This is a genomic window from Chryseolinea lacunae (assembly GCF_016735595.1).
GTDB lineage: Bacteria > Bacteroidota > Bacteroidia > Cytophagales > Cyclobacteriaceae > Chryseolinea > Chryseolinea lacunae.
Genome location: NZ_JAERRB010000001.1, coordinates 437,647 through 461,179, shown reverse-complemented (window position 1 = coordinate 461,179; position 23,533 = coordinate 437,647). Strand labels below are relative to the sequence as shown.

The 23,533-nt window shown below is 51.9% G+C and carries 13 protein-coding genes; 9 read left to right on the top strand and 4 right to left on the bottom strand.

Annotation, left to right across the window (positions count from 1 at the left end; translation table 11 throughout):
- Positions 1-165: 165 nt before the first annotated feature.
- From JI741_RS01660 to amaB, 3 genes are all read left to right on the top strand, one after another.
- Entirely contained in the window at positions 166-1,209 is a 1,044-nt protein-coding gene (locus tag JI741_RS01660; RefSeq protein ID WP_202006862.1) for a DUF4407 domain-containing protein, read from the top strand.
- A gap of 211 nt (positions 1,210-1,420) precedes the next feature.
- The gene (locus tag JI741_RS01655; protein ID WP_202006861.1) at positions 1,421-2,320 is read left to right on the top strand and encodes a DUF1338 domain-containing protein; all 900 of its coding nucleotides are present in this window, start codon (positions 1,421-1,423) and stop codon (positions 2,318-2,320) included.
- Positions 2,321-2,350: 30 nt separating this feature from the next.
- Complete coding sequence (amaB, locus tag JI741_RS01650) at positions 2,351-3,898, top strand: L-piperidine-6-carboxylate dehydrogenase (RefSeq protein ID WP_236675829.1); 1,548 nt, start codon at positions 2,351-2,353, stop codon at positions 3,896-3,898.
- Positions 3,899-3,917: 19 nt separating this feature from the next.
- Here amaB and JI741_RS01645 read toward each other — a convergent pair whose 3' ends face one another.
- Together JI741_RS01645 and JI741_RS01640 are read right to left on the bottom strand one after the other, a co-directional pair.
- Positions 3,918-5,639, bottom strand: coding sequence for a tetratricopeptide repeat protein (locus tag JI741_RS01645; RefSeq protein ID WP_202006860.1), 1,722 nt, complete (start codon positions 5,637-5,639; stop codon positions 3,918-3,920).
- Between the two features lie 117 nt (positions 5,640-5,756).
- On the bottom strand, positions 5,757-7,082 hold the full coding sequence (locus JI741_RS01640; RefSeq protein WP_202006859.1) for an APC family permease: 1,326 nt from the start codon (positions 7,080-7,082) through the stop codon (positions 5,757-5,759).
- Positions 7,083-7,525: 443 nt separating this feature from the next.
- Between JI741_RS01640 and JI741_RS01635 the strand changes: the two genes are divergently transcribed.
- The 5 genes from JI741_RS01635 to JI741_RS01615 all read left to right on the top strand — a co-directional run bounded on the left by JI741_RS01635 (position 7,526) and on the right by JI741_RS01615 (position 20,790).
- Positions 7,526-10,627 carry a SusC/RagA family TonB-linked outer membrane protein gene (locus JI741_RS01635; protein ID WP_202006858.1) on the top strand — a complete coding sequence of 1,034 codons (3,102 nt, stop codon included), beginning with the start codon at positions 7,526-7,528 and terminating at the stop codon, positions 10,625-10,627.
- A gap of 18 nt (positions 10,628-10,645) precedes the next feature.
- Positions 10,646-12,172 (top strand): RagB/SusD family nutrient uptake outer membrane protein, encoded by a 1,527-nt coding sequence (locus tag JI741_RS01630; RefSeq protein ID WP_202006857.1) that lies wholly within the window; start codon positions 10,646-10,648, stop codon positions 12,170-12,172.
- Positions 12,173-12,269: 97 nt separating this feature from the next.
- Entirely contained in the window at positions 12,270-15,302 is a 3,033-nt protein-coding gene (locus JI741_RS01625) for an aminotransferase class III-fold pyridoxal phosphate-dependent enzyme (protein ID WP_202006856.1), read from the top strand.
- Between the two features lie 14 nt (positions 15,303-15,316).
- Positions 15,317-18,475, top strand: coding sequence for a beta-galactosidase, LacZ type (gene lacZ, locus JI741_RS01620; RefSeq protein ID WP_202006855.1), 3,159 nt, complete (start codon positions 15,317-15,319; stop codon positions 18,473-18,475).
- Between the two features lie 32 nt (positions 18,476-18,507).
- On the top strand, positions 18,508-20,790 hold the full coding sequence (locus JI741_RS01615) for a TIM-barrel domain-containing protein (protein ID WP_236675828.1): 2,283 nt from the start codon (positions 18,508-18,510) through the stop codon (positions 20,788-20,790).
- A 48-nt stretch (positions 20,791-20,838) separates the two neighbouring features.
- On the opposite strand, the gene JI741_RS01610 is transcribed toward JI741_RS01615, so the two are convergent.
- Positions 20,839-21,033: a hypothetical protein gene (locus tag JI741_RS01610; protein ID WP_202006853.1), complete on the bottom strand. Its 195-nt coding sequence runs from the start codon at positions 21,031-21,033 to the stop codon at positions 20,839-20,841.
- A 190-nt stretch (positions 21,034-21,223) separates the two neighbouring features.
- The gene (locus JI741_RS01605) at positions 21,224-21,742 is read right to left on the bottom strand and encodes a hypothetical protein (protein ID WP_202006852.1); all 519 of its coding nucleotides are present in this window, start codon (positions 21,740-21,742) and stop codon (positions 21,224-21,226) included.
- A gap of 96 nt (positions 21,743-21,838) precedes the next feature.
- Between JI741_RS01605 and JI741_RS01600 the strand changes: the two genes are divergently transcribed.
- A complete protein-coding gene (locus JI741_RS01600; RefSeq protein ID WP_202006851.1) occupies positions 21,839-23,350 on the top strand; it encodes a VWA domain-containing protein in 1,512 nt (503 codons plus the stop codon).
- Positions 23,351-23,533 lie beyond the last annotated feature (183 nt).

Sequence of the window (23,533 nt, the reverse complement as noted above, 5' to 3'; positions counted from 1 at the left end):
TTTTTTTTTGAAACCCATTCAAATCGTACAGGCCCGTGTTCACATTTGTACACCATCGAACACCTCTGTCCGGCTTCTCGAAGAGAAAGCAGCCTTTTCAATCATGGCATTTTTATTGAATCATGCTTTGGCAATATCCACAGCTTTGGCGCCGTTACCATGTATATGAAAAAAATCACGACGTTCTTTCTCCAGTGCTCCGGCGCAGACCTGGAGATGCTGAAGAAGTGTCCGTCCGAAACCAGCAAGTATGCGGGCATCGGCGCCACCATCTTCTTCACGGGCCTGTTCGCAGGTTTGTCGGGCGGCTATGCACTGGACACGGTGTTTGACAACGCGTGGCTCGCCGCGCTCTTCGGCATGGTGTGGGGACTCATGATTTTTAATCTCGACCGTTACATCGTGAGCAGCATGCGCAAGGAAGGTAAGCCCGCGCGCGAGTGGCTCATGGCCACGCCACGCATCATTCTGGCCATCATCATTTCCATTGTCATTGCCCGGCCGCTGGAGCTTAAGATATTTGAAAAAGAAATTGCACCCGAACTGGTGGCCATGGAACAAAAGGCTTACCTCGAACAGGAAGCGTTAGCGCGAAGCCGCTTCACCTTTGTGAGCGACAGTCTGAAAGCCGCCGTGAACACGTTGAAAGCCGAAGTGATGCAAAAGGCCCAGCAACGCGACGCCCTTATGCGCACCGCACAGGAAGAAGCCGACGGCACCGGCGGCAGCCGCAAGAAAAATCTGGGCCCCATCTACAAGATCAAAAAAGCAGACGCCGACAAAGCCGAAGCAGAACTGAGCGTGCTCACAACCCGTAACTATGAACGCATCGCCGTGCTCGAAAAAAGCATCGCCGAAAACGACCGCATCATGGGCGACGCCCTCATCACCCTCGAACGCAGCAAGATCGACGGCCCCGCGGCCCGCATCGAAGCCCTTAGCCACCTCACCGCCAAAAGCAGCGCCGTGGCCTGGGCCCACATTTTCATCATGCTGCTGTTCATCGCCATCGAAACAACACCCGTGTTTGTGAAACTCATCGCCGGCAAAGGTCCCTACGATAATCTCCTGAAGGTGGAAGAACATCAATTCATCGTTCTCGAAGTAGAGGAGAAGGCCCGCATGAACAGCCAGGCCAAAGAAAGAACGGCCACTTTCCCCCAACACGAACGCACCTACATCGCCACGCAACTCGACAACGAACTCTAGCGCCTGTTTGCTTATCGTTCACCAATTTCGGCTATACAACAGATAGCGCATCTCTTTTTCAATACGAAAAAAGACAATGGCGCCTGGTTTTTTCTCAATCTATTTCAATGAATTGAAGCCGGTAGAGGCTATGTAGAGGTTTGAATGCAGGGGTTTTTTGGCGGGCTTTGATATCTTTGTTCCCAAAGCAAACCAAAAAAAGCACCGCATTATGAACGAACTATTGGAGGGTGTCCTGAAGGGCCTGATGAGCCGCTATAAAGAAAGAGTGCCGGATGTGTCGGCCGTGATTGCCGCCATGAAGAAAGAAGGCGTGATTCAGCACGACCATGAAATTGAAAACGATCACATCGCCTTCCGCAGTTTGGGTGTGCCTCATCTGGGCATTCAATCGCTCGAGAAGGTGTTCCTTCATTTGGGCTATACCAAAAGAGAATACTATTTTTTTCCGGAGAAGAAACTGAATGCCTATTGGTATGCACCACCCGCTGAAAATTTCCCCCGCATTTTTATCAGCGAACTGCGCGTCGACGATTTGTCGCCCGCCTCACAAGCACTGATCCGCAAATACACCGGCGCGTTAACGAGCGACCCGGTAGATAGCCTTGACCTGAACGACGTGGCCAAGGTCGACGCCTTTTTACACAGCCACTTCTGGAGCATCCCAACCCTGCAAGACTATCTGGCGCTGCACAAGGAGAGCGAGTATGCGGCCTGGGTGATGTACAATAAATACTACCTGAATCACTTCACTATAAGTGTTCATTCCCTGAAGCCGGGCTATAACACCATTCAGGAATTTAATGCCTTCCTGGAACGAAACGGCTTTGTGCTGAATGACTCGGGTGGAAAGTATAAAGAAAGTCCCGACGGTTTGTTGTTGCAAAGTTCAACAGTGGCCAAGATGATCGAAGCCGAATTTGCCAATGGCGAGAAACACACCATCTCCGGATCGTATGTTGAATTCGCAGAGCGACGCGTGCTTCCGGAGTTTCGCAATCTTGCTCCTAACGAGATCGGTCGTCAACACCGGCGCGAAGGCTTTGAGGCCCAAAATGCAAACCGGATTTTTGAGAGTACCTACTCTTCTCAAACCACCAAGATCAGCTAAGTTTTTCTTTCATTTTTAGAGTACAGCAACATGACAAAGACCATGGAAGGGCAGCGTGCGTTCGATTTTAAAAATCATACCCACGGCGTATCAACCGGAACACAATGGCTGGAGAGCAAAGGATTGACGATTGCGTCTCATTCGCCAGTAGACGGGAAATATATTGGCGCCGTTACGTCGGCAGACAAAGCCACCTATGAAGCCGTGATGACAAAGGCAACCGCCGCCTTTCACGAATGGCGCCAGTGGCCCGCGCCCCGGCGAGGAGAAATTGTGCGCCAGATGGGAGAAGCGTTCCGTGCAAACAAAACTGAATTAGGCAAACTGGTGTCCTACGAAATGGGCAAGAGTCTGCAAGAAGGGCTGGGCGAAGTGCAGGAGATTATCGACATCTGCGATTTTGCCGTAGGCCTTTCGCGACAACTTTATGGATTGACGATGCATAGCGAACGACCTTCACATCGCATGTATGAACAATATCATCCGCTGGGCATTGTCGGCATCATTTCGGCATTCAATTTTCCCGTGGCGGTGTGGAGTTGGAATAGCATGCTCGCTTGGGTATGCGGCGATGTGTGCGTGTGGAAACCTTCCGAAAAAACGCCGATGTGTGCTGTAGCGTGTCAACATATAATTGCCGGCGTGTTGGAAAAGAACCAGGTGCCCGAAGGCGTAAGTTGCCTGGTGATGGGTGGAAAGGAAGTGGGCGAGTGGATGAGTGACGACGTTCGCGTGCCATTGCTCTCGGCCACCGGTTCCACCGCCATGGGAAGAGCCGTGGGCGTTGCCGTGGCAAAACGTATGGGAAGAAGCCTGTTGGAGTTGGGTGGAAACAACGCCGTCATCATCTCGAAGCAAGCCGACCTGAACATGGCCCTGATGGCATCGGTGTTTGGAGCGGTGGGCACGGCCGGTCAACGCTGCACCACCACACGCCGTCTCATCGTGCACGAAGCGATCTATGATTCCATGAAACAGAAACTCGTGAAAGCCTACGGCCAGCTGCGCATCGGCAATCCGTTGGACGCCGCCAATCACCTCGGCCCGTTGATCGACAAGGCTGCCGTGGAAGGCTATGTGTCGGCGATCGCGCAATGCAAGCGCGAGGGCGGCACGTTCATAGTGGAAGGCGGTGTGCTGGAAGGCGAAGGCTTTGAAAGTGGTTGCTATGTGAAACCTTGCATTGCCGAAGTGCAAAATCATTATGCCGTGGTGCAGCATGAAACCTTTGCGCCCATTCTTTATCTCATGAAATATAAGACGGTGGAAGAAGCGATCCGCATGCAAAACGATGTGCCGCAAGGCCTGTCATCGGCTATGATGACACGCGACTTGCGCGAGGCCGAGTTGTTTCTGTCGTCGGCGGGAAGCGATTGTGGCATTGCCAACGTGAACGCCGGGACATCGGGAGCCGAAATTGGCGGTGCCTTTGGTGGCGAGAAAGAAACCGGCGGCGGCCGCGAAAGTGGAAGCGACGCGTGGAAAGTATACATGCGCCGTCAGACCAACACCATCAACTACGCAACAAACCTGCCGATGGCGCAAGGCATCACGTTCGATCTGGAAATGACGGAGTGAGAACCGAAGAGGTTGTTGTTCAAAGACTATTCAAAAAGCTTCCCAGGTTTTCGTCGTGCTCCATGTTGAGCTTCTTGCGAAGGCGGTAGCGCGCCATCTCCACCGACTTCACAGAGATGTTGTTGATGGACGCGATGTCTTTGATGGAAAGGTTTAGCCGGATCTGCGCGCACAATCTTTTTTCGTTGTCGGTCAGTTCGGGGAAACGGTTGGTGAGTTTGAAGATGAAGTCTTTGTATTCGGCCTCCATGTTCAGGTGAAACGCTTCGGCGTCTTTGTTGATGCCTTGCACCTGCGAGAAGTGGTCGATGATCTTGGTGATCCGGCTTGACGATTCGGAAGGCGAACGCAGGTTCAGTTGTTTCAGCTCGTCGAGAAACGAACGGATCAGCTCGTTGCGTTGCGACAAGTGAATGGCCGCGTTGGTGAATTCTGAATTTTTGAAATCGAGGTTTGCCTGCAATGCTTCCTTTTCGAGGTTTGCGCGCTCCAGGTCGTTTTGGGCCAATTGCTTTTGTGCTTCCGACAACAGAAATTCTTTTTCGAGCGCCTCTTTCTCCAGCGAGGCGCGGGCAAGTTCTTTTTGCGTGAGCGCCTGTTGTGCTTCCAGGATCAGGCGTTCTTTCTTTTGTGTGGTCACCTGTTTGTTATACAACAACACGCCGATGATCGTGATCAGCAGGATGGCGCCGGCCAGGGCATCGCGCTGCAATACTTTTAGTTTGTTCTCACTTTCCAGAAGTTTTATTTCCTGTTCCTTTTGTTGTGTTTGGTGCACCATCAACGCGTTGGTGAGGTTGTTGCTTTTCTCCAACGAAATCACCTCGTCTTTCAGCTTCATGTATAGTGTGAGATTCTGAAACGCGTTCTGATAATCTTTCTTTGCCAGAAAAACTTTGGTGCTGAATTCATAGTTGTCGATCAGTTTTTCTTTCCGCGCGTTGGCCTTGGATGTGGTGATGATGGTGCGGGCTTTTGCTAAATAATATTCGGCACTGTCGAGCTTGTTCATCTGGTAATACGTGTTCCCCAATTGATTGAGGTTTTCGCCTTGTTTCAGCACGTTGCCCAGTTGAATAGACAGCCGGTAACCTTCCTTCAACGAAGCCAGGCCTTCCCGATAAAGACCTTGCGCCGTCTGCACCATGCCGATGTTGTTGAGACTTGCCGAGATGCGTTCGGGCTGGTTCAGGGTGCGGCTAAGGGCAAGCGACTCTTCAAAATATTTCAGCGCAAGGCTGTAGTTTTTCAATTGGCTGTAGTCAAGACCTATCGCATTTGTGGTCCACACCACATCTTCTTTGCTTCCTTTTTTTCGATAGACCGCTAAGAGTTTTTGATGAAAGTCAAGCGCCTTGTCCGTTTGCCCGGCATCGTAATATACCCAACCCAAAATTCCATTGGCAAGCAATTGTCCTTGTTCATCGCGGAGCTTTTGGTAATCGGCCAGGGCTTCGTAGGCAAAGATCAGCGCTTTGTCATACAGGTCCTGGTCGAGATAGATGGTGGCCAGTGTTTGTTTTGAGCGGGCCTCCAGCGAAAGATTTTTGTTTTCCAGAGAAAGCTGTAAAGCCTGGTTGCCATAGGTGGTGGAAAGGAGCAATGAATCTTTATAAAAGTCGGCGGCGGCCAGATAGGCTTCGATGCGCTTCTCTACCGTCATCGACGCGAGGCTTGCGGCATCGTCCCACGGATGTTGAAGCGACTGGGCTCGGCCCGCAAAGGGGAGAAGGGATGACACGAAAATGCAGTGAAATAGAAGACGCTTCATCGGCTGCAAAAGTAAGAATATTTAACACGTGGATGTTACCCGCAAGGCATGCCGTGCGAACCGCTTAACCCCGCAGGATTAAGTACATCAATTGCTTTGCTGCGCCACCAGTATTTTCTTCAGCCATAGCGCAAGCGCCTTTCTGAAATAGTATAGAGAGCAAAGCAGCAAAAAAATAAAGAGCGCCGCATATTCACCAATCGATAAATGCGAGAGCAGCCAAAGCATGGTGATGAGAATGAGCGGAATGAGAAAGACCGGCACCCGTATGCCCGACTCGTCTGCGGCCAACCGATCATTTTTCTTGAGCTTCCACAGCGAAAGCACCACGGCAAAATAGGTGATGAGATTGGCCGAGCTGGAAAGAATGGCCAACCCTTTGAAACTACCCGACAGCGACAGCACAAAGGCCAGAAACGAGTAGGTGATGATGGAAATATACGGCGTGCGAAACCGCGGGTGTATAGACGACAACATATCGGGAATGAGCTTGTCTTTTGAAGATGCAAACAGAAAGCGGGGCATTGCCAGGATGTCGCCACTGATGGCGCCGAGTATGGCCAGCGCCGTGGCTAGCACAATAAGCGTGGGACCGACACTTCCGAAGATAACGGTCGCGATCCGGGCAAGCGGTGCTTCCTTATAGAGCGAAAGATCGGCGCCCAGAATGCCTTGTGCCAAAACCTGGATGCCGAGGTAAATGAGAATTACAATCACAATTCCCGAAAGCAATCCCAGCGGCACCGAGCGTTTCGGATTCCTGATTTCGCCACCGGTGGTCAACGCCGCTTCGCCACCTACAAACGCAAAGAACAGAATGAGACAAGCCTCGCCCAAATGATTAAATTCGAAGTCGCCCCACACGCTCAGATTTGCAGTGTCAATCTTTGGCCAGCCAAAGAACAACAGCAACGCGATGGGCAACAGTTTGGCCAGTGTAAGCACCGAAATCACTTTTGCGCCATACTTCACACCCCGCACGTTGATCCACGCCAGCAAACCAAACACCAACAGGAAAAAGAGCAATCGACCAAAGAGTGTGTCGATGTCGGGAACATAGAGCGCAATCATTTCGAACAAAGCGTTGGCAATGGCTGCGTCACTGATCATCCCAAACCCGAACCAATACAGGTTGCTGGTGAGAAAACCCACATAGGGACCAAATGCACTCTCCACATATTTATAGATTCCGCCACTGGTCGACGTTTGGCTTCCCACTTCGGCAAAGCACATCATGATCATGAAGATGAGCGCGCCGCAAATGAGATAGGCTACGGTGCTGGCATGGCCCAGCTTTTCGGCCACCAAGGCCGGCAACACAAAGATGCCGGCGCCCACCGTCAAATTAACAACGCTGGCCGCGAGGCTCTTGATGCCAATGGCCCGGTTCAAACCTTCTCCTGATGATTCCATGCTCGGTATAGATAATGGGCAATATAGGATCGACCTCCCCAATACCACGTGTAGGCCACCTCTACAACAACTCTACGGTGTGCAATTAATGTTGAGGAGGATCATGATTTATGTTGACGAACCACGCGCGAACGATGAGGATGCTGCGGGAGACTCCTTAATAATAGACATCGCAAACGGATGTCTTCTTTATAGAGTCCGTATCGAACTGTGCCTTTCTGTTTTGCCGGGTTGCGATGCTCGTGTGTCGTTGTGTTGGGGTGCGCAGTGTATCCGGGAAAGTTGATTTCTAAACGAAATGGACCACTTTGTGAAATATCGTGCCCGTTGTAGAGCTCATGTAGAGGTGGAAAATTTCAGTTTTGGGGGACCTGTAGAATACTTTCGTTTATCCCTTTGCGGGGAATTGGACCTCACGAAATATCTACTAACCCCATACGAGTATGAAGACAGGTTTACAAATTTGGAGAAAAATGCTGCTGCTGCATTTGCTCATTTCGAGTACGCTGATAACCGTTTATGGTCAGAGCCGCACGGTGACCGGAACCGTTTCGGACGCTACTTCGGGTGAAGCCATGCCCGGTGTGAATCTCGTCATTAAAGGCACCACCAACGGCACCACCACCGACGCCAACGGTGCGTTTGCAATCGTGCTGAAGGAGGAAGACAATGCGCTGGTTGTGTCGTTCATTGGCTACAAAACACAAGAGGTGGCCGTGTTGCCTGCGCAAACCACGTTGGTTGTGAAGCTGGAATCGGATGTCACCGCGCTACAGGAAGTGGTGGTGGTCGGTTTTGGTACACAACAAAAGAGTCACCTCACCGGTGCCGTGGCGTCTACCAACATGGACAACTTCATGAAAGTGCCGACGGGCGATGCACTCAATGCCTTACAGGGACAAGTGGCCGGCGTGAGTGTTTCCAATGCCACAGGTGCACCGGGTGCCGCACCGGTGGTGCAGATCCGTGGACTGGGCACCATCAACGGAAGCTCGCCGCTCTATGTCATCGACGGTATTCCCAGCGAACCATCCTATCTCAACCCCGCGGAGATCGAAAGCATCTCGGTGTTGAAAGACGCATCGGCCGCCACCATCTATGGCGCACGCGGATCGAACGGGGTTATTCTCATCACCACAAAGCGTGGCAAGTCGGGCAAGCCGCAAATCACCATCAACTCTTTTGTAGGCGCCAACGATGTCAACCTCAACGGTGTGTCGGCAGTGTCGAAGGCGCAGAAGAACGCCATCATGCAGAACGCCTACAACAACGCGGGCCTCACGCCCCCCACGTGGACGATGGACAATTCGAAGTTTGCAGACACACGCTGGGCCGATGCCTATTTCAAAACAGGCCTCGAACAAAAACACGACCTGAGCATTGCCGGTGGCACCGACGATGTGACCTATAGTTTTGCGGGCGGCTACTATTCAAACAACGGCACCGTTGTGAACACCGGATTGAATCGGTACAACTCGCGCCTGAACCTGGAGTTCAAAAACCTGCTGCACGATCACTTGAAGTTCAACCTCGGCGTTTCGTTTGTGCGCAAAGACCTGAAGAACTATTCGGAAGCACTCGGCCAGGGCAACGCCGATTTTTCGCCCATCATGTCTTTGTATACAGCGCTTCCACACAAAGAAATTTATGATGCCACCAGTCCCAACGGCTATGCGGGTCAGGACCCGTTGCTGGGTGTGGTGGGCGCGGGCAACCCCATTGGTTCGCAGATGTTGCAAAACAACACGAACCAGGATGACTACCTTCAGTTGAACTGGGGTGCTGATTTGAAAGTGTTGTCGTGGCTCACTTACCAATTCAAGCTGGGCGTGAACTCGGAGAACACCTACAACGACACATTCTTGCCCGCCTACAACTTTGGCCCCGGCGCCACGGTTGAGACGCCGCGCACGTGGCAGGAACGTGCCAGAATAAACTCGTCCATTTTCAACAACCTGTTGAACATCAAGAAAGAATTTAATGACCACAGCATTGCGGTGCTATTAGGCCAATCGAGCGAGCGGTATGTTATGCGCTCGGTGGGTGGTTCCAATCTTGAACTGCCGTCGTCGCTGGTGCCTGCGCTTGATGCGGGCATTGGCACACGCAATGCTTATGGTGGAATTGTGGAGAACAGACTGTTGTCGTTCTTTGGTCGTGCAACGTATAGCTTTGCCAACAAGTATTTTATTGAAGGCAGTGTGCGCAAAGACGGATCGACACGCTTTGGTCCCGAAAATCGTTGGGGAACATTCTATGCCGTGTCCGGCGGTTGGGCCATTCACCGCGAGAGCTTTTTTAATATCGATTTCATCAGCGAGCTGAAGCCCCGCTTCAGCTATGGCGTGGTGGGTAATCAAAGCATTGGCGACTACAAGTATCAATCGCTGATCACGCTGGGCAGTGGCGACCCTGATTTTCCCAGCGCCGTGAACTATCCTTTCGGATTGTCGAAACCACAAACGGTGGCCACCGGTGCTTCGGCCCTGGGCATTGGCACACCCGACATCAAATGGGAACAAACCACCACCAGCAACATCGGGTTGGATTTGGGATTGTTAGAGAACAAACTGTCGTTCACCATCGACTACTTCCAGTCGAAAACGGAAGGCATGCTGGTGGAACGTCGCCCGCCCGGATCGGCCGGCATTCAGAAGGCACCCACAACCAACGCGGGTAACCTCGAAAACAAAGGTCTTGAAGTGACGGCTACGTATAGAAACGAAGCGGGCGACTTCCAATACAACATCAGCGCCAACGTGGGCACATCCAAAAACAAAATCACAAAGTTGGGCTATGAAGGCCAGGAGTTCATCGACGGTTATGTAGAGTTCAACAACTACGCCACCACGCGCACCGCCGTGGGCACGCAGGTGGGAGAGTTCTATATGAAAGAAGTGGCAGGCATTTTTCAAACCCAGCAAGAGGTTGATGCCTACAAAGGCAAAGACGGCGAACTGCTTCAGCCCAACGCCGCCCCCGGCGATTTCAAATTTGTTGACATCAACAACGACGGTGTGATCGACGACAAAGACAAACGTTCTTTTGGAAGCGGCTTGCCCAAAGCATCGTTTGGTTTAACCTTCAATGCGAGCTGGAAGAATTTTGACTTCACCGTCATGTTCAACGGCACGGCTGGCAACAAAATGTATAACGCCTTCAAGATGGAAATGTATCGCCTCAATGCATCGCCCGATCTGTTGAACTCGTGGACACCGACAAACGCTTCGAGCGACGTTCCCCGCCTGAACTATACCGACCCCAACAGCAACTACACAACGGCCTCGAACTATTTTCTGGAGAACGCTTCGTATGTGCGATTGAGAAACCTTCAGATTGGCTACACGCTTCCCGCGCCCCTGGCAGAAAACATCGGCCTCACCCGACTGCGCGTTTTTGCGGGCGGCTACAATTTGTTCACCATCACAAACTACATGGGCTTTGATCCGGGACTTTCCAACACGGGCAAATTCTCGCGCGGCGTTGATAAAGGGTTTTACCCCATCTCGCGCTCGTTTGTAGCAGGCATCACCATCGGTCTTTAATTCAACCAACAGCAGACTATGAAAACATACTATATTCTCGCAGTGCTGGCCATCATGTTCGTGGCTTCGTCGTGCAGCGACTACCTGGAAGTTCCCAACAAAGGAAACTTGACAAACGACTCGTTCTGGCAAACGGAACAACACGTGCAACAAGGACTCACCGCCGCCTACTCGGCATTGGCCAGCTGGGACGGAAGCAAGTGGACATTTTTTGAAGAAGTATTTTTGGGCATGGTGATCCGCACCGACGAGATCAGCAACAACCAAAGCTCCGGCTATGCCGGCAAACTCGCCTCATTCACCAACACGGCAGATGAAAGCACAGCCTCAAACAACTGGCTCACACGCTATGCCGGCATTGCCCGTGCAAACCAGGTCATTCAAAACACACCCAACGTGCCCGGCCTCAGCGACGAGCTGAAGCAAGCCTACATTGGAGAAGCAAAATTTCTGCGCGCGCTCAACTACTTCTACCTGGTGTGCAGCTTTGAGAAAATCCCCAAGGTGACGGTGTTTGAAACGGATGTGGACAAACTCATTCCATCGCAGGCAGCTGTTGGCGAAATCTGGGCATTGATTGAATCGGATTTGAAAGAAGCTGAGACCACCGTGCCCCAATCGCACGCCGACGTGTGGACCGGTCGCGCCACGAGGTGGTCGGCAAAAGCTTTGTTAGGGAAGGCGTATTTGTTCCAGGAGAAGTGGAGCGAAGCGGTGTCAAAATTTAAGGAAGTGGTAGAGCAAGGACCGTACAGCCTGCTACCAAATTATGCCGACAATTTCAACGGCGTGGGCGAAAACGGCGTGGAGTCTGTATTCGAAATTCAGTTCTCTGGCGATCGCAATGGTGGTGTAGACAAACGTCAGCCTATCAACTGGGAAATCACACCCGCGGCGTTGGATGGCTGGGAATTGTTCTCCGCATCGGACTGGATTTTGGAAGAAATGAAAACCGACCTCACGACGAGCGATGAATACAGCGACCGTGTCTATGAATCTCTTTTCTTCGACGATCCCAATTCCACCATCAGACGTCCTACCGAAACCGATGCCATTCCCTATGCCGACGTGAAAGGATCGCTCACGTTCCCGCAATACTTCAAGAAATACAATGCATGGACCGACAAACAGGGTGACTACGTGGGCACGAACGTGTCGCTCATTCGCTATGCCGACGTGTTGTTGATGTACGCCGAAGCGCTGAACGAAAACAACAACACCGCCGATGCCATTGATGCCATCAATACAGTGAGAGTTCGTGCGCATGCTGAACCACTCGACAACACGTTCACAAAAGATGCGCTCCGCGAGCAGATCCGTCATCACGAACGCCCTTGCGAGTTGTCGATGGAATATGGCATTCGCTGGATGGACTTGTATAGGTGGAGCAAAGGCAGCGTGGCCAAAGAGAGTATCAAAACAACACTCTCTGATCATGGAAAAGCCTTTGCCGACAATTTTGTGGAAGGAAAGCACGAGATCAGCCCCATACCGGCTTCAGAAATTTCCTTAAACAAAAACCTTGTTCAAAACGATAAATGGTAAAGCCGGTTTCCTTATCCGGTAGATTGGTAGAAGTGGTCACCCTCGCAAGAGGGTGACTTTTTTTAGAATTCCCACGCGAACACCACAAGAGATGACCATGAAAACTTATTCCTCCCCCGAGATTGCCGACTTCGTGCTGAAAAACTTTGGATTGCAAGCGGAGGTTCAACCCTTGCCTGGCGAACTTGATTTTAATTTCTTCCTGCGCGCCACCGACGGACGCTCGTTCATTTTAAAGATCGCCAACGCGGAAGAGAAACGCGGGTGTCTGGAGTTGCAAAATGCTGTGATGCACCACCTCGCCACAAAAGACGTGGGCCTTCAGGTGTCGACGGTGGTGAATGCAAAAAACGGTCGCGACATTCTTGAGATTGCCGATGGCTCATCCCAACCCCGCATGGTGAGACTGCTCACGTGGGTGGATGGACGACCCTGGGCAAAAGTGAATCCGCATAGCCCGGCGTTGCTTATTCAGCTGGGTGCGATGTGTGGCAAGCTATGCGTTGCCTTGTCTGATTTCGATCATGCAGAGGCGCATCGCTTCATGAAGTGGGACCCGTCGCAAGCCATGTGGATTAAGCCGCACCTCAACCTTGTTGTGGACGGCGAACGGAACGAATGGGTTCATCATTTCTACACGTTGTTCGAACAACGCGTGGTGCCGTTGATGCCGTCGTTGCGCAAAAGCGTGAACTACAACGACGCCAACGATTATAATGTTCTGGTGAGCAACGATGCAACCGACCCGCGTGTGCCCGGCGTGATCGACTTTGGCGATGTGGTCTATACCCACACGGTGAACGAACTGGCCATTGCCATTGCCTATGCCGCGATGGACAAACCTGATCCGCTTGACGCGGCGTGTCAGGTGGTGAAAGGTTTTAATAGCGTCTGTCCGCTGACCGACGAAGAGCTTTCTGTGATTTTTTCCCTGGTGGCAACACGATTGCTGATCAGCATAACCTGTGCAGCATTGAACCGGGTGGAGCATCCCGAAAATGAATACCTGCAAATCAGCGACAAGCCTGCGTGGGATTTGCTGGAGAAACTTCGTGCCATTGCACCGGAGCTGGCACACTATGCATTCCGGAATGCCTGCGGAAAGGAAGCCTGCACGATACATGAGAAATTTGTGCAGTGGGCGTCGGCGCACTATAAGGCCATGAACTTCCCGGTGAAGAACGCAAAGAACATAACATGGCTCGACTTGAGTGTGGGCAGCCTCGATGCAGGCAATTCACAAAACCTGCTCGATGCAGACATGCTCGACAAACAAGTGCAAACCCTGATGGCCGACGCGGATGCAACGCTCGCCATTGGCCGCTATGACGAAGCCCGTGCGCTCTACACAACGGACGCGTTTGCCACGCAAGGAAATGATTCACAAACCTGGCGGACGGTTCACATCGGCATGGACTTCTTCACGCAACAACAAACCGAAGTCTTTGCCGTGTGCGACGGCACGGTTCACAGCTTTGCCAACAACGCGGCCGAACGCGACTACGGTCCTACGATAATACTCGAACACAAAGTAGCCGACGACCTGATCTTCTACACACTCTATGGCCACCTGTCGACAAACTCGTTGACTGCGCTGAACGTGGGAAAAACAGTTCGTCGCGGCGACGTGATTGGTCACGTTGGTGGCCGTCGTGAAAACGGCAACTGGCCCCCGCACCTGCACTTCCAAATCGTGCTCGACATGTTAGGCAAGCAAGGCGATTTTCCCGGGGTGGCTTATGCGCACCAGCGCACCCTCTGGAAAAGCATTTGCCCTGATCCGTGGTTGTTGCTCACCGGCAAGCCATCCGAACAACTGGCAAGCCTGAGTTCACAACACATCGTGGACTATCGCAAAGAGCACCTCGGCAAGAACATGAGCATTTCCTATCGCGAGCCTATCAAGATGGTGCGCGGCAACGGTGTTCATTTGCTCGACGATGCCGGAAGACGATATCTCGACACCGTGAACAACGTGGCTCATGTGGGACACGAACATCCACGTGTGGTGCGCGCAGGCCAACGACAGATGGCCGTGCTCAACACCAACACACGCTACCTGCACGACAACATTGTGAAGTTCGTAGAAGCCATGCTCGAAACCATGCCACCCCCACTCAACGTGGCTTTCATCGTGAACTCCGGCAGCGAAGCCAACGAGTTGGGCATGCGCCTCGCCCGAAACTACACGGGGCAGAAAGACATGATTGTTTCCGAAGTGGGCTATCATGGCAACACCGGCGGCTGCATTGAAATCAGTTCCTATAAATTTGACGGCGCGGGCGGAAAGGGCGCGGCACCACACGTTCACGTCGTGCCCATACCCGATGTGTATCGGGGCCTATATCGCGCCGGCGACCCGCACGTGGCGAGCCACTATGCCGGACATGTGAAGCAAGCCATCGCGAACATGCAGGCACAAGGGCGAAACCCGGCGGCCTTCATTTTTGAATCCGTCATCAGCTGTGGTGGACAAGTGGAGCTTCCGGAAAACTTTTTGAAGCAGGCCTATCAACACGTGCGCGAGGCCGGTGGGGTTTGTCTGGCCGACGAAGTGCAGACCGGTTGTGGCCGAGCGGGCGATCATTTCTGGGCCTTCCAGCAACACGATGTTGTTCCCGACATCGTGACCATTGGCAAACCGATTGGCAACGGCCATCCCCTGGCCGTGGTGGTGACCACGCAGGCGATTGCCGATGCATTCAAGAACGGCATGGAATACTTTAACACCTTTGGCGGCAACCCGGTGTCGTGCGCTATTGGCTTGGAAGTGCTGAAGGTGATTAAAGACGAAGGTCTTCAACAAAATGCAAAGCTCGTCGGCAACTATCTGAAGGCGGGATTGCGCGACCTGATGGATCGGTTTCCCATTGTTGGCGATGTGCGCGGGCCTGGGTTGTTCATTGGCTTTGAGCTGGTGAAAGATCGTGACACCAAAGCACCGGCCACGGAGCAAGCATCCTATTTCGCCAACCGCATGCGCGACAAAGGTATTCTGATGAGCACCGACGGTCCCTTCAACAACGTGCTGAAAATAAAACCACCACTCGTGTTTTCTTCTTCCAACGCCGACTTCCTGCTCGATGCCATAGCGGCTGTGTTGCGCGAAGATGTTATGCATGTTCAATAACCCGGAAACAAATCATGACGAAATTTTATTCGAGTGCCACGCGGATTTTTGTATTCACCGTGTGTGTAACTGCATTCTCTCAGGCTTTTGCACAACGCGATCCGTGGCAGGACCACACCGTGTTCAGAATAAACAAGGAAGACCCGCACGCAACTTTTTTTTCATACGACAATGTGGAGCAGGCTGTGCAGGATGAAAAAGAAAAATCTGCGTGGTATCAATCATTGAATGGCTTGTGGAAATTCAACTTTGCCAAGAAGCCAGCCGACAGGCCGGAGGGTTTCTATAAGGAAGAATTTGATGTGACCCCGTGGGAGAATATTAAGGTGCCGGCCAATTGGGAAGTGGAAGGTTATGACTACCCGATTTACCTTGATGAAAAATATCCCTTCGACACCCATTGGCCCGATGCCCCGCAAGACTACAACCCGGTGGGTTCGTATCGAAGAACATTTGAACTTCGTGACGCATGGCGTAGGAGGGAAGTGTTTCTTCACCTCGGCGCGGTGAACTCTGCCGTCTATGTCTGGATAAACGGAACCCAGGTGGGCTACTCCGAAGATTCGAAGACACCAGCCGAATTCAACATCACCAAATTCCTGAAGGCCGGAACAAATACAATTGCCCTCCAGATTTTCCGCTGGAGCGATGGCAGCTACCTCGAAGCTCAAGACATGCTGAAAGTATCGGGCATCGAACGCGATGTTTACCTCTATGCTGCACCAAAAGTGCGCGTGTCTGATTTCTTTGTGAAGGCTGGGTTGGATGAAGCTTACCAGCACGGCAAGTTGCTGTTGAATGTGCAATTCAAAAATCTGACAGCGAAAACCTTCAAGGGAGTAGCCGACATTTCGCTGCTCGACGATGAAAACAATTTGAAAACGATTTGGAACGCATCGCAGCCCCTGCAAATTGTGCCGGACAAACCGTTCACTATTTCCCTTCCGCAAACCATTCTCAATCCACGAAAGTGGACCGCAGAAACGCCGGAGCTTTACACACTGGTGGTCACATTAAAAGATGCCGACAAGAAAATTGTAGAAGTAATATCCGATAAAGTTGGTTTCAGAACCGTGCAGATACAGAATGCGCAACTGCTGATCAACGGCAAGGCCATCAAAATCAAAGGCGTGAACCGTCATGAAGCACACGCCACCCAGGGGCATTACATCACCCGTGACATCATGCTCCGTGACATTGCGTTGATGAAGCAAGCCAACATCAATGCCGTGCGCGGCTGTCATTATCCCAACAACCCGATGTGGTATGATCTCATGGATGAATACGGCTTCTATGTTATTGACGAAGCAAACATCGAGAGCCAGCCACTGGCGTTGGACGACAGTACGAAGCTGGGTAACGAAATGAGCTGGCTTCCGGCACACAAAGACCGGACGCGCAACATGTTCGAGCGCGACAAGAATCATCCGTCCATCATCATCTGGTCGCTGGGCAACGAATCGGGCGACGGCCCTGTGTTTGACAGCACCTATCAGTGGCTTCATCGGCACGACAACACACGGCCTGTGGCCTATGAGCCGGCGAAGCTGCATGCGTACACTGACATTTTCTCGCCGATGTACGCCCGCATTCCACAGATTGTGGAGTATGCAAAATCGAACCCCTCGCGTCCGCTCATCATGTGTGAATATGCTCATGTGATGGGAAATTCCGGCGGCAACCTGCAGGACTATTGGAATGAAATCGAAAAGTATCCCGTGCTGCAGGGCGGCTTCATCTGGGAGTGGTCCGACCAAGGCCTGCAATACACCAACAGCAAAGGTGTGAGGTATATGGCCTACGGTCACGACTATCACCCCGACCTTCCCACCGACGGTGCCTTCATCAACAAAGGACTGGTGACCGGTCTGCGCGAGCCGATACCACATTATTTTGAAGTAAAGAAAGTGTATCAACCGGTTTCTTTCCAGGCCGTGAATGCGTCTGCGGGGGAGTTTGAAATTCTCAATAAGTTTGTCTTTTCTGATCTCAGCAGACTGAACTTTCAGTGGCAGCTGACGGCCGATGGCGTGGTAGTTTCCAAAGGATGGCTGAACAAGGTTGAGGCACTGCCCGGTGCGGGCACACGTGTGAAAATTCCATTGCCGCAATCCATGGCTACGGACACACGCGAATATATTCTCAAACTAAGCGCGCATGTTAATTCGGATGTTCCCTTTTTGCCTGTCGGATTTGAAACAGCATGGGAACAGTTTGTGATCAAAGAAAGACAGCGGCCGGTACCTGTGGCGTCGTCCGAAAAACTGGAGACGGTGAAGACCAAAACAGATGTTACGGTTTCCGGAGCAGACTTTTCAGTGACCCTGAATTTGACCGACGGAACATTAACAGATTTCACCGTCAAAAACAAAAAGCTGTTACGCACGCCACTGCGCCCTCAATTCTGGCGCGCACCAACCGACAACGACCTGGGCAACAACATGCAGGTTTGGGCTGCCGTGTGGAAAGACGCGGGACGAAATGCGAAATTCATCAGCTGTCAGATCGATAAGCAGGATGCGAGCGAAGTAGTTGTGTCGTCAACGTTTTCTCTGCCTGCCGTGAAGTCGACTGTTGAAGTGCGATACACAATTCGTCCGTTGGCAGAGGTGAAGGTTGAATATCATTTTCTCCCCGGGGCAAAAGCATTGCCCGACATGCCGAGGTTGGGCATGCAGCTCACGTTGCCACAGGAGTTTCAATACATGAGCTGGTATGGTCGGGGTCCGTACGAATCTTATGCCGACCGGAAGTCGGGCGCGGCGGTGGGTGTCTACAAGGGAATGTTGTGGGATCAGGTCTATCGTTATCCGAGGCCGCAGGAAACCGGAAACAAAACCGACGTGCGTTGGATGACGCTTGCCAGCGCCGATGGCATTGGATTGAAGCTGGAGACCGACGATCAACTGTTGTCTTCCTCTGCGTGGCCCTTCAGTCAGGATGAACTTGATTTTAAGGAAGGTAAAGGTAAGTCTGCATCGGGGCTGGTGCCCAACGTGTCGAAGCATTCCTATGATGTGGTGCAACGCGACTTTGTGACCTGGAACATCGACCTGAAACAAATGGGCGTGGGCGGCGACAACTCATGGGGCGCACCGGTGCACGATGCCTACAAAATAAAGCCTGTCGAATATCGCTATTCGTTTGTGCTGAAAGGTGTTTCTGTAGAATGAACAATCAGAATATGATGAACCGTAATAAAATAATGATGATGACAGGTGAGGCATTGCTTGCGATGGTGTTGGTCTGTGTTCAATGTGTGATTGGATTTGGCCAGCCATCATCGCCCAGTACTTTCTATTCGACCAAAGTGGTGCTTCAGGATAGCCTTGAAGTTTCCTTGTATTCGCCCACCATGTTTCGCGTGCGCATTTCGCATTTGAAAGGGGAGAAGTTTCCGGTACAGTATGACATCCCTTTTGCTATTGGAAAGACCACCCCGTGGAAAGAAGTGACGTATACAAAACAGGAAGACAAAAACACCTTCACCATCAACACCGGCAAGATCGTTGTGCAGATTGCCAAGCGTGGCCTGTCGTGGACCGTGTGGTCGGTTGATAGAAAAAAGAAACTCTTTCCGTCTGATGGACCGGCCTACGGCATGTTCAAAGACGGCTATACTTTTTTCGACAATGCTAGCGCCCTGAATGAATCGAACAAGAACAGTCGCTTTGCACATTGGTTCTATAACCACACCACTCAGCGTTACACCGATGTTTACCTCGAAGAGGATGTGCTGGAAGATCTGTACTTTATCTACGGCCCATCCTACGACGCGATCTATGAGCAGTACAACACACTCGTCGGTCCTGAACCACTATTGCCCCGCAAGGGCTACGGTTTTTTTCAAACGCAACACCTCGCCTGCGATGGAACACAGCAGCAATTGCTGGACGTGGCGCAACAGTTTCGCGCGAAGAACATTCCTCTCGATAACTTGATTATCGACTTTGAATGGGGCGATGGCTGCGAAGGGCAGAAGGAAACCACATGGGGAAAGTCGCTGAACTGGTCATCGAGCTACACGAAACCTTTCTCTCCCGAGGAGATGATTCAAAGACTGAAAGCCCTTCACATCGACGTGATGCTGATTCACCACAGCGCGCCCGATTTTAAAAACCGGAAACATCAGGGCTGGACCGAAACGGTATATGACGAAGCTGCCTGGAACAACGCCTACAAACAAAAGCTCGACATGGGCATTGTGGGTAGCTGGCAAGACACGCGCATCAACGACATTACCGACAGCTACATCTGGAACCTCACCGAACAACACCAACCCGGCAAGCGCGTGATGTTTCTGGGATGCCGCAAAACGGTGGCCCTGAACCCCTGGGACTTTCGCTACAGCGTGGCCCCCACGGAGAACATGATCGGCGCCCGCCGCTATCCGTTTCACTGGACCGAAGATGCATCGTCGTCGTGGAATGAACTGCGATTTCAACTGAAGGCCACCAACAACACGTTCGGGCCGTTGAGTGGCTACACCTACTTGAGTTCGGATGGGGTGGCCGCAAGCTGGCGCGCGCAGGCACGCTGGAATCAGTTCACAGCGTTGAGTGCTATTGCGCGATCGCACAATCCCAAACCCTGGTCGGGTAACATCGATGTGTTTGATTTTACGAACAAGATCAGGATCACGGGAAGAGACACCATCACGGCGGTGAAGAAGACCGAGACAACGCAAACCGAAACCGCCGAAGCGAGCATACGAAAATATCTGCAACTGCGCTACCGGCTGCTACCCTACCTCTATTCCTATGCACACGTGACCTACCAAACGGGCATGCCCATTGTGCGCCCCATGTTGCTGGCGTTCCCGAACGACTACATCTGTTCGTCGGATGCATGGCCGTATCAATACATGCTGGGAAATGAAATGCTGGTGGCGCCTGTTTATGGCGACTTCAATACGATGGAGATTTATCTTCCGCAAGGTCATGATTGGATCGACTACAACACCGGCGAAGTTTTTAAAAACGGGGGCGTCATCACCTACGATGTAGCAGACATCAACACGTTGCCCCTGTTCGTGAAAAGTGGCGCCATCATCCCGACACGACAAGCAACGGAATGGATAGACCCGACCGTGCCAGATCAACTTATGTTCGAAATTTTTCCTGCCGACACGCTCTCAACGTTTACGCTCTTTGAAGACGACGGCGTGTCGACAAAGTATCAGCAAGGCGAGGTAGGCAAAACCACCATAACGTGCGAAGGGAACAAGAAGGATAGGAAGGTCATGGTGAAAGTAGGTGCCATGCAAGGGCACTATGCAGGCAGCAGTGTGGAGAGAACCTATTCGATAACCTTGAATGGTACCTCACGTGAGCCGAAAGTTTTCTATCAGGGCAAAGCTATTACAGAAGGAAGCAAAAAGGTCTCAACGAAAACACCCGTGGCATGGACCCGCAGCAAGACTGGAGATGCCTTTACGATTCAGCTTGTGAAGCGCACGGAGAAAGAAATTGAAATAGTTGTAGAATGAGCCGACGCGCGATGTTTACCCATCACGCGCAATGTTTAACAAACGTGCTCAGGCGTTGCCCTTGCTCATGCGACCGAACAAACGCTGAAACAATCCACGCCACACGTTCATGGTGTCGGGTGTTGTTGTTTCTCTGCGGCTGGCGTCTTCGTGGGCAATGGGTTGAGGCATCAGTCTGGGGTCTGCCAGTCCGTTCATGGTGAACAAAGATGCTTTTCTGACGATATCGTTACGAGTTGACATACGGATCATGTTTGTAGGTGAATTACTTCACGTGTCAACACAAAAATATCACAGCCGGGCGAGAGACAGGCGCCGATGTACGTTAATCGCATATTCCGTCTATGCAAACGCTTGAAATGAAGTTAACCTCACAATCGATTGTACCCGCCTCACACCGGCAATCAGTAACTGATTTTTAGGGTTGGGTTGCTCATCGCGCAGGGGCAAAGTATTCCACAAACACAAGCACGTCGCCCTTGAAGTAGAGAATCACATAGTGCGATGTGGCGGGGTCGCGAAGCACCAGGTATTTGGGAATGGACGCGAGTTTATAGACAGCCAGCGTTTTCGTTACCTCATCCTTGGTCATGCCTACACGGACGCCATGACGCGTACTGAAAAGGGTTGACTCCACATCGGCATGAATCACTTTGTTCGATCCGTCGAACGACTTCAATGCGATGAAGATGTCTTTGTCGAACGCGAGCCGGAAGGCCGTGTCGATGCGGGTGTTGTCGTGCAGGTTTCGGACGGGCTGCTTTTCGATGGCAGGCTTGGGTTGGGTGCCTTGCGTGAGGTGTTGCAGGGGTGTTGTGCCGAGGGCAAACAGGTCGGTAACAATGTCTTTCTCCAGCACCACCAGGCTGTCGCCTTTCGGCTGCACCACGGCCGCTTGACCAAAAGCCGTTTGTGCCAACAGCATCAACATGAGGAGAGGGTGGGTCTTCATTGGTATGTAAAATAGTCGAAGTTTCTGTTGGGTGAGGAGACCGGTGGCATATATTTTTCAAAAAGAGTGTACTTTAGAATACCTAAACCAGACATTATGTTGAACGATATCCGGTTTTCTATCCTGGCGTGGTGTTTCCCCATTATTCTCTGCGCCCAGACAAAACAGCTCGAAAAATATCCCGACCCCAAAGTATCATTCACACTCACGACGAACCGCGATACCCTTATGCAAGGTGAATGCACCACGGTGTCGCTTGATTTGAACGTGTATCACGACAACCGTGCGCCCGTTCGGTTCTATGATCTCCCGCAACAACTGTTTGACCTGCAAACCTCCGGGCTGGCGGTGAGTCATTGCTTCCAGGTCGACTCCCGTCTACAGGAGGTGGTGGGCGAACGGAAAAGCATTGCCGGCGACAGCGCTATGATATATTGCATCTATCGCGCAAGCTATTGTCCCTTCAAACCTCAGGACGTTCACTTTCCGGCGCTCAAGCTGAAACTGCTGCAACCTAAACTCGGCTCCCCAACCATTTATGGGCCGAGTGACACCCTCACGTTCAAATCTGATCCGGTCACCATAAACGTGAACCCGCTGCCGGCTGTGGCAACTTCGCTTAAATCGGGAGAGTTCAACATTGTCGGTGACTTCAGCATCGACGAGCGACTGTCGGAAAACCCGAAGGCCGGCGAGCTGGTCAACTACTATGTCACCCTTCGTGGCAAAGGGCTTCTTTTTCCCTTAACCCCACCGCAGCTAGTCGTGGATGGCGCGGTGGTGAGGCTGCGCGATATTAAAGATCACAATGCACTGAGACGAGGTCAGCTTGAAACCGATAGAATCTTTACCTACGCGCTCACATTTCAACAGGCGGGAACCTACGATCTCACAGATAAGATCAACATCAACTATTTCAATCCCACAACGGGCAAGGTCGGCACACTGCGGTCGTCAAAAAAAATAGTGGTTGCAAAAGCAGATGCCGCCAACAAACCCAAAGTGGTGATGCCCGCCCGCGACAAAACAAAATTCATAGCCGTTGATGTGTCGACCTCTATGTCGCTTGAAGACTATAAGCCAAGTCGGCTTGTCGTTGTGAAAAGCGGCCTGGCAAAATTTCTGTTACGTCCCAATGTATGCGATCTGGGCATGATTGTTTTTGCAGCGAAAGCCTGGCATTTGTTCCCACCCGACAGCGAGCCGTGCAACAACGGAAAAGTGCTAACCGACATCGACTTTATCAAAGGCGCATCCGGCACCGCCATGGGCGACGCCATCTGGCTTGCTCAAAATTCTTTTGTTCCCGATAGCACCCAACAAAAAATCCTCGTCATGATCGGCGATGGCGACAACACCGGCGGCGTGATGACCCCACAGTTAGCAGCCCAAATGGCGCGACGCGCCAACATAAAAATATTTACTATCGGTATAGGCAAGCAAGGCGCAGTTCCCTATGGCAAAGACGCCACCGGCAAAGTCATGCTCATCGAAAACACATTCTTCGACGGCGACCTGAAACACATCGCCCAAACCACAGGCGGCAAATACTACCACGCCAAAGACGCCCAACACCTCTCCACAATCCTCACCGAAATTTTCAAGTAAAAATGACCAACCCTCAATAGTTAAGTACCAGCCTCCCCCAAGTAAAACACAACCTAAACCACACACCGCCTCAATCCATTCCAACGTCACCTTAACGCACCCCACACCACACACTCACACCCACTTCCAGCATGTTCCCATCATGGTCTAACTCTACCTTCGGCCTGGCAATGGCATGTGCGG